The following is an 11,104-nucleotide window of genomic DNA, read 5'->3' as shown; positions in this document are numbered from 1 at the left end:
CAACGCCGCAGCCCGGCGCCTCACGGCGCCGGGCGTTTTTTATAGGTCCCCGGTTCTCATCGGCGAGGGGTCCGCGCTATGATCGCGCACCATGACGACCTTCAAGGATCACTTCTCGGACCATGCCGAGGCCTATGCCGCCTACCGACCCGGCTACCCGCCGGCCCTGGCTGACTGGCTGGGCAGGATCGCGCCGGGGCGCAGGCTGGTGCTGGATTGCGGCTGCGGGACAGGCCAGCTCTCGTGCCTGCTGGGTGACGTCTTCGAGCGTGTCGTCGCCACCGATGCCAGCGCGCAGCAGATCGCCGGGGCCCGGCCGCATCCGGCCGTGGAGTACCGCAGGGCGCCGGCCGAGGACAGCGGCCTGGCGGACGGCAGCGCCGACCTGGTCACCGTGGCCCAGGCCGCGCACTGGTTCGACCTGCCGGCGTTCTACGAGGAAGTGCGGCGGGTCCTGCGACCGGCCGGCGTTCTGGCGCTGATCACCTATGGCCTGGCCCGCGTCTCGCCCAGGGTCGACGCCGTGGTGCAGGACTTCTACGAGGGCACCGCGAAGCCCTACTGGCCGCCCGAGCGCTGCCATGTGGAAGACGGCTACGCCAGCCTGGACTTCCCCTTTCTAGAGATCGCACCCCCGCAGTTCCGCATGGAAGCCACCTGGAGCTTCCAAGCCTACGCCGGCTACATCGGCACCTGGTCGGCCGTCAAACACCTGGAACAGGACCAGGGCCCGGCGCCCTTCCAGGCCTTCCTGGCCGAACTCGAACAGGCCTGGGGCGATCCCACCGTCATCCGCCGCATCACCTGGCCCCTCAGCCTGCGCGTCGGTCAGCTGTAGCCGGACGCCTGGCCAACGGCACTGCCTGGCCGCGCGGCCCATCCTTCGAGGCTCCGCGCGATTGCGCTCCACACCTCTGGATGAGGATAATTCTTTATATTCAGGTCACTACCCGACTTCATGCTGAGGCGCACCCCGGGAGGGGTGCCTCGAAGCATGCCGGCACCGCCCTTGCCGAGCGCTCAACAAACGAATGCCGGGAGGCGCGCCAGTCGCGCTCCCGGCATTCGTCGCTCAGGGGAGCTGGACACCCCTTACTCGCTGCGCTTGCTGTGCCGCTCGTCCATGCGTGCCATCACTTCGGAGATGCTGATGCGATCGTCCTCTCCAGCCATGCGCTCGAAGCGGATCTCGCCCGTTGCGGTGTACTCCTGTTCGGTGATGACACCGTCCTCGTCCCTGTCCATGCGCTCGAACATGCGATCGCGCATCTCCTCGCTGTTGGCGGCGGGCATCCGATCCCTGTGATAGCTCTCGATGAAGGTGGCCATCTCCTCGCGGGTGATGCGGCCGTCCCCGTCGGCATCCTGGCGTTCGAACATGGCATTGCGCGCCGTCTCGGCCTCATCCGCACTGATATAGCCGTCGTCGTTGGTATCGATGTTCTCCATCCAGGTTTGCATGCGCTCGCGATGTTCGGCGCGGCGTTCGTCCTTGTCCGCACCGTCCGTGGCCCAGGCGGACGCGGCCATCAGCGCGGCCAGGCCGCCGGCAAGAATTGCTGCTGTTGTCTTCATGGAATCGGTCCTTTCTCTCGTGTGATCGACCGTTCGGAAAAGATCATTCAGGAACCACATCTGGAAAGCGACCGCCTGTACTGCAAGGCCTGTCGGGTCAGCCGGGCCCGGATGTCTCCAGCGTCCTGGACTGCGGGAAACAGAGCGTCACGCAGGTGCCGCTGCGCGGTTCGCTCGCGATCTCCAGCTCGCCGCCGTGGGCGCGCATATACTCGATCGCCGTGGACAGACCCAGGCCCAGCCCGCCGCCATCGGAAGCCATGGCCGAGCGCACCCGCTCGAAAGGCTCGCGGATGCGGTACAGGTCCTCGGCGGGAATGCCCACGCCCTGGTCCTGGATGGCGAAATGGGCACAGGCATCCTGCTGCCAGCTGCGGATCGACAGCTGGCTGTTGCGATAGCTGTACTTGAAGGCATTGGAGAGGATGTTGAGGAAAACCTGACGCAGGCGTTCCATATCGCCCCGCAGCTGGAACCCCTGCAGCTCGTAGCCGCGCACGATCTCGATGTCCGGCCGCGACGCGCCTTGCTGTGTCAGGTTCAGGCAGTCCTCCAGCAGGGCATGCGGATCCAGTTCGACCTCCTCCAGGGCGACTTCCTTGCGCTGCAGCTTCACGATCTCGAGGATGTCACCGATGATATGCTTCAAGTGCCGTCCGCTCTGGGAGATATCCTGGACATAACTGCGGTACTTCTCGTTGCCCAGCGGCCCGAAGAGTTCCTGCTCCATGACCTCGCTGAAGCCGATGATGCCGTTGAGCGGCGTGCGCAGTTCGTGGCTCATGGCGGCCAGGAAGTTCTCCTTGGCACGATTGGCCGCTTCCGCCTGGTCGCGCGCCTGCAGGCTCTGGGCATAGGCCCGGCTGCGTTCGCGGGCTTCCAGGGCCAGGGAGACCGTGTCGGCCAGAGAGGCGACGAAGGCCGTTTCCTCTTCCGCCCAGTTGCGCCGAGCGCCGACATGCTCGGCGCTCACCACGCCGACCACCTCGCCGGCCACGCGGATGGGAGAGTCGATCAACGCTCTGATATCATGCTGACTGAGGTAGTTGTTCAGCTGCGTGAGCAGGGCCGGATGGTTGTTCACGTCCGAGACGATGATGCCGCGGCGCTCCATGACGGCCGGCAGGTAGTCGGGCAGGTCCGTGAAGAAGAGGGGCGATTGTCCGGAGGACCCCATGTTCCTCACATCACGGACGTGCATCGGCTCCATCTGGGTCTCGCCGAACACCCACACACTGGCGCGCTTGACCATCAGGATCTCGGTCAGGCGTTCGCACACCTGGCGCGCCACCTCCTCCACGTCGCCCTCGGCCAATGGGCGGGAGGAGACGAGCTGGACCAGCGCCTGGTTCTGCAGGCGATGCTGGCGCTCGACACGCTCGCGTTCCAGGATATCCATGGCCAGCACGGCGAAATCCACGAGCGCCTGACTGTCGTGCTCGTCGAAGTCTTTATGCGGTTCGGTATCGGCGATGCATAGGGTGCCCAGGCGATAACCTTCCTGCACCGTGAGCGGCGCACCGGCATAGAAGCGCAGGTTGGGCTCGCCGCTGACCAGGGGGTTGTCGGCAAAACGCGCATCCTGCCTGGTATCGGGCACGCAAAGGACCTCATCGCTCAGGATGGCATGACCGCACAAGCCGAAGTTGCGTGGAATCTCGTCCACTTCCAGGCCGTACCGCGACTTGAAGACCTGGCGATCGCGATCGGTCAGGCTCAGCATGCAGAAACGGGTCGAGAAATGCCGCCCGACCAGGCGCGTCAGGATATCCAGTTCGGCAATGGGCTCGGCGTCGAGGACACCGTAGCGCTCAAGCGCTTCCTGGCGTTCCCTTTCCTCGGCCGGAATTTCCGGTGCCTGCATAAGCCCTACCTGTTGCTGTTGGCCTGGTCAGGAACAGCCATCGAGCGCCCATTCCCGGCACCGAATCTGTATAGCAGACATTCTACAGAAAAATCAAAACCTTGCTAAGTTTCCTTGAATACCGGGTATAGAACTTCCCGCTATTACCCCTTTATAGCGCAGGCTTTACCCGCGCAGGCTGCCGCCGGTGGCCTTTTCCACCTGGCCGATGATCCGGCCGCTGATCTCCTCCAGATCCTCGTCGGTCAGGGTCTTGTCCCGCGGCTGCAGGGTCACGCAAAGGGCCAGTGATTTCTGGCCCTCGGGCACGCCCTTGCCGCTGTAGACGTCGAAGACATCGACGGCCGTGATCAGCGTCTTGTCCGCGCCCTTGGCCGCGCGCACGGCCTTCTCGGCGGGCACGTCGGCATCCATCACGAAGGCGAAGTCCCGCTCCACCGGCTGGTAGGCCGACAGCTCCAGGGCGGCGCGCGCCCTGTTCGCCCTGGCCTTGGGTTCGGGAATGCGTTCCACATAGACCTCGCAGGCCGCGGCCACGCCCTTCAGGTCGAAGGCCTTGAGCACCCGCGGATGCAGTTCGCCGAAGCTGGCCAGCACCTTGGGCCCCAGACGCAGCTGCCCGGAGCGGCCCGGATGGTACCAGGACGGCGCATCGGCCGTGACCTGCAGGCTGTCCACCGGCGCACCGGCCGCCTCCAGCGCCTTGAGCGCGTCGGCCTTGGCATCGAAGGCATCCACCGCGCGACTCTCGGCCAGCCAGTGGCGCGGTACGGCGCGACCGCTGCGCAGGGCGGCGGCCAGATCGGCCTGATCCTCGGGCGCGGTTCCGGCATACTGCGGCCCGATCTCGAAGAAGGCCGTGTCGGAATGCCCGCGCGCCGCGTTGCGCGAGGCCGCGTCCAGCAGGGTCGGCAGGATGGAGGGACGCATGACGTCCAGATCGCTGGAAATCGGATTGTCCACGCGCAGGGCCTCGGCGTCCCAGCCGAACAGTCGCGCCTGGCGTTCGGCGAGGAACGAGAAGGTGACGGCCTCCTCCAGGCCGCGCCAGGCCAGCGCTTGGCGCACCGCCGAGAAGCGCTTCTGCTTCACCGTCAGCACCTCGCGCGGCAGGCTCTCCTCGCGCTTGGGCGGGGTCAGCGGCAGGGCCTCGTAGCCGCGCAGGCGCAGCACTTCCTCCACCAGGCAGGCCTCGCCCTCGATGTCCGGGCGCCAGGTGGGGACGCGACAGGCGAGGGTCTCACCCTTCATCTCCACCTCGAAGCCCAGCTTCTCCAGCAGGCTCTTCTGCTCCGCCGCGGCGATCTCCACGCCGCCCAGGCCGGCCACTCGGCTGGCGCGCAGCTCCACGACCGGCTGCGCCTCGGGCAGGGTGCCGGCGGCCACCGGCTCGCTGGCCTCGCCGCCGCAGAGATCCAGGATCATGCGCGTGGCGACCTCGACCCCCCAGCGGGCGCTCTCCGGATCGACGCCGCGCTCGAAGCGATAGCGCGCATCGGAATGGATGCCCAGACGGCGCCCCGTGAAGGCGATGCGGATCGGATCGAACAGCGCCACCTCCAGGAAGACCTCCGTGGTCTCTTCCTGGCAGCCCGTGTCCTCGCCGCCCATGACGCCGCCGATGGCCTGCGGACCGCTGTCGTCGGCGATCACCAGGGTGTCCTCGTCCAGCGCGTAGGTGGTCTCGTCCAGCGCCTCCAGGCTTTCACCCTTGCGCGCCAGGCGCATGGTGGGGTCGCCCGTCAGCTTCGCCGCATCGAAGACGTGCAGCGGACGGCCCAGGTCGAAGGTGACGTAGTTGGTGATGTCCACCAGCGCCGAGATCGGACGCAGGCCGATGGCGCGCAGGCGGTCCTGCAGCCACTGGGGCGACGGGCCGTTCCTGACGCCGCGGAAGCTGCGCCCGGCCACATAGGGACAGGCGCCCTGGTCGTCGGCCGGCAGGTCGCGCCGCCAGGTGCGCGGGCTCTCGAAGCTGCCCTGCACCGGTTCGGCCTTCAGTGGCTTCAGGCGGCCCAGCCCGGCCGCCGCCAGGTCGCGGGCGATGCCGCGCACGCCCAGGCAGTCGCCGCGATTGGGCGTGATGCCAATCTCGATCACCGCGTCGTCGAGCCCCGCCAGCGGCGCGAAGGCCTGGCCGACCTCCAGTTTTCCACCATAGTCCTCGGGCCTCAGCTCGATGATCCCCTCGTGCGCATCGGACAGGCCCAGCTCGCGTTCCGAGACCAGCATGCCCTGGGATTCGACGCCGCGGATGACCCCGGCCTTCAGGTCCAGGTCGGTGCCGGGAATGTAGCTTCCAGGCGCGGCGAATACCCCGTACATCCCGGTGTGGGCGTTGGGCGCGCCACAGACCACCTGCGCCTCGCCCTCCGCCGTCGCCACCCGGCAGACCTTCAGGCGGTCGGCATCGGGATGCGGCGCGGCCTCGATGACATGGGCCACGGTGAAGGGCGCCAGCTGCTTGCCGCGGTCCTCCACGTCCTCGACCTCCAGGCCCAGCATGGACAGGCGTTCGACGATCTCGTCCAGGCCGGCGGTGGTCTCCAGGTGATCCTTGAGCCAGTTGAAGGTGAATTTCATGCCTCTTGCCCCTTACAGCCCGCGCACCATGGAGGGCACCTCCAGCGGCAGGAAGCCGTAGTGCCGCAGCCAGCGCAGGTCGGACTCGTAGAAGGTGCGCAGGTCGGGGATGCCGTACTTCAGCATGGCGATGCGCTCGATCCCCATGCCGAAGGCGAAACCCTGATAGCGCGTGGAATCGATGCCGCAGTTCTCCAGGACCTTGGGATGCACCATGCCGCAGCCCAGGATCTCCAGCCAGTCCTTGCCCGGCCCGATGACCAGCTGGCCGCCTTCGTGCGAGCAGCCGATGTCCACCTCGGCCGAGGGTTCCGTGAAGGGAAAATAGCTGGGCCGGAAGCGCACCGGCAGGTCCTCGACGCCGAAGAAGGCACGGCAGAACTCGATCAGCGTGCCCTTCAGGTGCCCCATGTGGGTGGTCTCGTCCACCACCAGGCCCTCGACCTGGTGGAACATGGGGCTGTGCGTGGCGTCATGGTCGGCGCGGAAGGTGCGGCCCGGTGCGATGATGCGCACCGGCGGCTTGCCCGAGAGCATGTGCCGGATCTGCACCGGCGAGGTGTGGGTGCGCAGCACCGGACGTTCCGCCTGCTCGGACTCGGCCTTCAGGTAGAAGGTGTCCATGTCCTGGCGCGCCGGATGCCACTCCGGAATGTTCAGCGCCGAGAAGTTGTGGAAGGCATCCTCGATGTGCGGCCCCTCGGCAACCGAGAAGCCCATCTCGCCGAAGATGGCGATCAGCTCGTCGATGGTCCGGCTTATGGGATGGATATGCCCGCTGCGTTCCGGGCGCACGGGCAGCGAGACGTCGATGCGCTCGGCCTCCAGGCGGGCGTCCAGGGCCACGGCCTCCAGCTCCTCGCGGCGGGCCTCGATGGCCTCGGCCAGGGCATCCTTCACCTGGTTCAGCGCCTGCCCCGCCTCGCGGCGTTCGTCGGGCGAAAGCTGTCCAAGGGTCTTCATGCGCTGGGTGATCTCGCCCTTCTTGCCCAGCGCGCGCACACGCAGGGCTTCCAGGCTGTCCAGGTCGGTTGCCTTGGCGGCTTCGTCCAGCAGTTGCTGCTTGAGGTGTTCCAGGTCTTGCATCGGCACGTCCGTCGCGGTCATCGGTCAGTTGGGGCTCTCACACGCGGAAAGATGCCCCGCAAGAGCGGTGACAGGGAAAGGCCGATGCCGGGCAGCCTTGCGGGGCCGCAGCCGCCCGGACGGGACAGAACCGGTCTCTCGGACCCTCAGGCCTTGGACTGGCTGAGCGCGCTCTGCGCCTGTTCAGCCAGCGACTTGAAGGCCTCCGGCTCGCGCACGGCGATGTCCGCCAGCACCTTGCGATCCAGTTCGATCCCAGCCTTTCGCATGCCGTTCATGAACTGCGAATAGCTCAGGCCGTGCTCGCGGGCGCCGGCGTTAATGCGCTGGATCCACAGCGAGCGGAAATTGCGCTTGCGAACGCGACGGTCGCGATAGGCGTACTGCAGGGACTTCTCGACCTGCTGGACGGCGACACGATAGACGTTCTTGGTGCGGCCGCGGTATCCCTTGGCCTGTTTGAGCACCTTCTTGTGACGGGCGTGTGCGGTGGTTCCGCGCTTGATACGTGACATGGCTTGGCTCTCCCGTCAGTCGTTGGGCAGGAAATAGCGCTTGACGATGCGGGCATCGCTGCTGGTCAGCAGCTTGGTGCCGCGGGCGTTGCGCTTCATCTTCTGCGGGCGCTTGCGCATGTTGTGACTCAGGTAGGCGGAGCCGACACGCACCTTTCCGGACGCGGTCAGCTTGAAGCGCTTCTTGGCGCTGCTCTTGGTCTTCAGTTTCGGCATTTTGTCCTCTGGTATCGAAGGCTGTTGAACACAGCGGAATATCGGCGGCTGGGCATGCCTGTTGGCCGCACCGCCGTACGTTTGAGAGGCGGGTTATAACGGTGGACAGCCCGGCTTGCAAGAGCACCTTCTGTGCCGGCCACCGGTTCGCATTCCCTCGAGGATGCCGGGCGGGTCCGGGCTATTCCGATACGGGCAAGGCCAGGGTGAAGGTCGATCCGAGTCCGCTGCGACTTTCGAAGGCAAGGTGACCGCCAAGGGTCTGTGCCAGCTGAAGGCAGACGCTCAGTCCGATGCCGGCACCGCGCGTGCCCTTGGCCGAGGTGGCGCGGAAGAACCGGCTGAACAGCCTGCCCTGCTCCTCCTCCGGTATGCCGACCCCGCGATCTTCCACTGCGAAGAGGATACGGTTGCTTTCCGCCCGCACACGCAGGAACACCGTCTCGTTGTCGGGGGAATACTTGACCGCATTGGACAGCAGGTTGGCGAGAACCTGCTCCGCCAGCAGGGGGTCCGTCCAGAGCCGGGGCGGCACCTCCTCGCCGATCGACAGGGTGATGCGGCGCCCCGGCGTTGCTTCCGTCTGGCTGGCAATCACGCGTTCAGCCAGTGTCCTGACATCGCACGCCCGCGGATTGGTCTGGATGCTGCCGCCATCCAGGCGGACGGTGTCGAGCGTCGTGTCCACCAGACGCGTCAGTCCCTGCACCTCGTCGCGAACCCGCCGCGCCCGCTCCTGCAGGTCGTCGCCGGAAAGGACGCCCCCCTGTCTCAAGAGACGCTGCATGGAGGAATCGATGACCGCAAGCGGCGTGCGGAACTGGTGCGACACCAGGGCGACGAAACTGCGATAGGCCTCGCGCACTTCCTGCTCCTGCGTCAGGCTGCGCTGGATACGCTGCTTCTGGGCCATGGCCCGCAGCAGCGTGAGGCAGAGGAAGGCACCCAGCGCGATGATGGCCAGGATCGAGATGATGACCTGGATGATGGCCGCGCGCTGTCGGTCGAGCCGGGCGCCGGTCCGTTCCCAGTGCGTGACCATGGACTGGTTGGCCGCGCGCCCGAGATCGGAGGCTAGACCGGCCAGCACAGCGTGAATCGCGCCGGCTTCCTCGGCCTCATTGCGCGCCGGCGCCAGAATACCGTCTTCCAGACCTTCGACCTTGCGCCTGTGATCGGCCAAGGGCTGCGCATGGCCGAGAGCATCCATGTAGCGGGCCTGGGGGCCTTCCGAAAGCAGGGTCAGGCGGCTCAGCAGGACGTTGTACCGCCGTTCGATGTCGCCCGGTTCCCCGAGACCGCTTGCGTGACGCGCCAGGGCCGTATCGAGCATGAGCACGGCCGTCTGGGCCTGGGAAATGGCCCAGAGCATGTTGTCGCCTTCGTTGCGCCGCATCTCGTTTTCCGTTTCGATCAGGCGCGCAAGAGCGAAGGCCAGCAGGACGACAAAGGCCAGTATGGCGATACCGGACACTGCATAGGCTATGGTATCGCCCCGGCGTGTCATTTGACGTCGAGCTGGAGGAGCTGCCAGACCCAGCGATAATCGTAGCGGATATCCTGAAGTTCGCCGTGGTCGTCTCGCGGATAGACGATCCACAGGGGTCCCTTGTCGCGCGGCGACAGGCGCTCACCGTCCATGCGGGTCGCGACAAGCACGTCGAAGTTCTGGAAATCCGCCATGGGAATGTCGATCACATAGTCGTTCAGCGCGCGCGCCGTCACGACCTCGCCCTCGGCCCCCACCCGTTCGAGAAGATCGCGCATCAGGACCCCCTCAAAGCGATTGACGCCGTCGGTGACGACCGTGCCCGTCTCGAGCGTCCGCTCGGGCAGGGCCCGCAGCATGGCCCTGTCGAACAGCGCCGTATCCCCGTCGTTCGTCGCCTCGATGTTGCCGGTGATCGTCAGCAGCACCTCTCCCTCGGGGGCAACCAACCTGGCATCCTCCGCAACGGCCGGCGGTCCATACAGGCCAAGCGCCAGCAGCAGGACGAGGGCGCCGGGAGTTCGACGCAATTTCCGCGCACAGCTGCCGCAGCCCCACGGAAAGAGTTGCGAGAGCATGAAACAAATCAAGCTTGCGATGTCGTTGCGGCCAGACGACATAGCGCCCCCCAATCCCGATGATCCTGCCTTAGAACAGCAGAATCCCGGCAGGCTGTCCATCTATGCCGGCCGTCGGCGCCGGATCAACGTGTCGGAAAGGCTACAGTGGCAAAGGTGCCGCCGGCTTTACGAGGTTCCCGGGTTCGCGCTCGCCACGCCGTCATCCCCGACATTGCCCGTCGAGGCCCCATAGGCACGCGCCTTTTCCTTCAGCTTGCCGAACTTGCCGGACAGCTGCTCCAGCTTGGCTTCCCAGGCGGCATCGGGTTCCTGCCCCTCGATCGTGCGGAAATAGACCTCCATCATGCAGGTGATGGCAAAGGGCTCCAGCACGGCTGCCTTGACGCTCCACGCGAAGAGCAACGCGAAGACGATGCCGCCCGCCGACCAGGCGCCGGGGATCAGGTAGACGGCAAGCGCGGCCGGCGCGAGCATCAACAGGAAGATGAGAAAGGACAGGCCATAGACGATCAGGGCCAGCCAGGCGGCGTTCTTGAGCATGGGCCGGTAGTTCTGGGCATAGAGCACCAGCCCGGTTCGCGCCGAGCCCCAGGCATTGGTCGAGCCGGTGCGAAAGGCATAGGCCAGGATCACCTCGTCGATGAAGCCCACCGCAATGCGCAGGAACGCCCGGAGCACGCTCACGAGTTGCTGTGCCCCGGGGATCGGCAGGATGGTCACCATCCCCCGCACCAGTCCGGTGATGGCGCGCAGGACTCCCTTGACCAGCTGGTCGACGCCGAACAGGACGCTCGCCTGGAAGAATCGCGTCTCGACCTCCTCGCGCGCATAAGCGATCTGCGAGCGGCCTTCCGGCATGGTCTCGCCGTCGAGCAGCTTCACCAGCACGGCGATGTGGCCGGCCTTGACGATATAGAGGATGTATTCCCGCAGGAAATACATCACGACCCCGACAATGCCGAAACCGATGATGCCGCCCCAGAAGGTCGCGCCGGCCTGGAACCCGGCATCGCCGAAGCCGCCGATTCCCCAGCCGACCCCGGCACCGACGCCCGTCATCAGGACATAAGCCACGGCAACGCCGAAGTAGACGGCGACACGCAGCAAGAGAAAGGGCAGCGTCTGTCCCATGAGGCGGAACGCACGGGCCACCGAAAAATCCCACATTGCTTTCTTCTCCCCAGCGAATCCGGAC

Annotated in this window: 10 protein-coding genes; 1 reads left to right on the top strand and 9 read right to left on the bottom strand. The window is 66.2% G+C overall.

Annotation, left to right across the window (positions count from 1 at the left end; all coding sequences use genetic code 11):
- Positions 1-91: 91 nt before the first annotated feature.
- The gene (locus tag ACFOW6_RS15640) at positions 92-838 is read left to right on the top strand and encodes a class I SAM-dependent methyltransferase (RefSeq protein WP_382423360.1); all 747 of its coding nucleotides are present in this window, start codon (positions 92-94) and stop codon (positions 836-838) included.
- A gap of 254 nt (positions 839-1,092) precedes the next feature.
- Here ACFOW6_RS15640 and ACFOW6_RS15635 read toward each other — a convergent pair whose 3' ends face one another.
- The 9 genes from ACFOW6_RS15635 to ACFOW6_RS15595 all read right to left on the bottom strand — a co-directional run bounded on the left by ACFOW6_RS15635 (position 1,093) and on the right by ACFOW6_RS15595 (position 11,076).
- On the bottom strand, positions 1,093-1,575 hold the full coding sequence (locus tag ACFOW6_RS15635) for an EF-hand domain-containing protein (RefSeq protein ID WP_382423359.1): 483 nt from the start codon (positions 1,573-1,575) through the stop codon (positions 1,093-1,095).
- 97 nt (positions 1,576-1,672) lie between these two features.
- Positions 1,673-3,439 (bottom strand): GAF domain-containing sensor histidine kinase, encoded by a 1,767-nt coding sequence (locus ACFOW6_RS15630; RefSeq protein ID WP_382423358.1) that lies wholly within the window; start codon positions 3,437-3,439, stop codon positions 1,673-1,675.
- Positions 3,440-3,604: 165 nt separating this feature from the next.
- Complete coding sequence (gene pheT / locus ACFOW6_RS15625; RefSeq protein ID WP_382423357.1) at positions 3,605-6,022, bottom strand: phenylalanine--tRNA ligase subunit beta; 2,418 nt, start codon at positions 6,020-6,022, stop codon at positions 3,605-3,607.
- Positions 6,023-6,034: 12 nt separating this feature from the next.
- Positions 6,035-7,108, bottom strand: coding sequence for a phenylalanine--tRNA ligase subunit alpha (pheS, locus tag ACFOW6_RS15620; RefSeq protein WP_382423457.1), 1,074 nt, complete (start codon positions 7,106-7,108; stop codon positions 6,035-6,037).
- 146 nt (positions 7,109-7,254) lie between these two features.
- Positions 7,255-7,623: a 50S ribosomal protein L20 gene (gene rplT, locus ACFOW6_RS15615; RefSeq protein WP_382423356.1), complete on the bottom strand. Its 369-nt coding sequence runs from the start codon at positions 7,621-7,623 to the stop codon at positions 7,255-7,257.
- Between the two features lie 15 nt (positions 7,624-7,638).
- Positions 7,639-7,839 carry a 50S ribosomal protein L35 gene (rpmI, locus tag ACFOW6_RS15610; protein WP_382423355.1) on the bottom strand — a complete coding sequence of 67 codons (201 nt, stop codon included), beginning with the start codon at positions 7,837-7,839 and terminating at the stop codon, positions 7,639-7,641.
- A 181-nt stretch (positions 7,840-8,020) separates the two neighbouring features.
- Positions 8,021-9,346: a sensor histidine kinase gene (locus ACFOW6_RS15605; RefSeq protein ID WP_382423354.1), complete on the bottom strand. Its 1,326-nt coding sequence runs from the start codon at positions 9,344-9,346 to the stop codon at positions 8,021-8,023.
- On the bottom strand, positions 9,343-9,906 hold the full coding sequence (locus ACFOW6_RS15600) for a molybdopterin-dependent oxidoreductase (protein WP_382423353.1): 564 nt from the start codon (positions 9,904-9,906) through the stop codon (positions 9,343-9,345). The genes ACFOW6_RS15605 and ACFOW6_RS15600 overlap by 4 nt, the downstream gene beginning before the upstream one ends.
- Positions 9,907-10,074: 168 nt before the next feature.
- Positions 10,075-11,076: a hypothetical protein gene (locus tag ACFOW6_RS15595; protein WP_382423352.1), complete on the bottom strand. Its 1,002-nt coding sequence runs from the start codon at positions 11,074-11,076 to the stop codon at positions 10,075-10,077.
- Positions 11,077-11,104: the final 28 nt, after the last annotated feature.

The sequence above is a fragment of the Fodinicurvata halophila genome, from assembly GCF_042651425.1.
In the GTDB taxonomy this organism is placed as follows: domain Bacteria; phylum Pseudomonadota; class Alphaproteobacteria; order Kiloniellales; family DSM-21159; genus Fodinicurvata; species Fodinicurvata halophila.
This window is presented reverse-complemented; position numbering and strand designations above follow the sequence as displayed.

Excerpts from the sequence above, each read along its gene's own strand:
- ACFOW6_RS15640 (WP_382423360.1), top strand. The coding sequence starts at position 92 with ATGACGACCTTCAAGGATCACTTCTCGGACCATGCCGAGGCCTATGCC.
- ACFOW6_RS15635 (WP_382423359.1), bottom strand. The coding sequence starts at position 1,575 with ATGAAGACAACAGCAGCAATTCTTGCCGGCGGCCTGGCCGCGCTGATG.
- ACFOW6_RS15630 (WP_382423358.1), bottom strand. The coding sequence starts at position 3,439 with ATGCAGGCACCGGAAATTCCGGCCGAGGAAAGGGAACGCCAGGAAGCG.
- pheT (WP_382423357.1), bottom strand. The coding sequence starts at position 6,022 with ATGAAATTCACCTTCAACTGGCTCAAGGATCACCTGGAGACCACCGCC.
- pheS (WP_382423457.1), bottom strand. The coding sequence starts at position 7,108 with ATGCAAGACCTGGAACACCTCAAGCAGCAACTGCTGGACGAAGCCGCC.
- rplT (WP_382423356.1), bottom strand. The coding sequence starts at position 7,623 with ATGTCACGTATCAAGCGCGGAACCACCGCACACGCCCGTCACAAGAAG.
- rpmI (WP_382423355.1), bottom strand. The coding sequence starts at position 7,839 with ATGCCGAAACTGAAGACCAAGAGCAGCGCCAAGAAGCGCTTCAAGCTG.
- ACFOW6_RS15605 (WP_382423354.1), bottom strand. The coding sequence starts at position 9,346 with ATGACACGCCGGGGCGATACCATAGCCTATGCAGTGTCCGGTATCGCC.
- ACFOW6_RS15600 (WP_382423353.1), bottom strand. The coding sequence starts at position 9,906 with ATGCTCTCGCAACTCTTTCCGTGGGGCTGCGGCAGCTGTGCGCGGAAA.
- ACFOW6_RS15595 (WP_382423352.1), bottom strand. The coding sequence starts at position 11,076 with ATGTGGGATTTTTCGGTGGCCCGTGCGTTCCGCCTCATGGGACAGACG.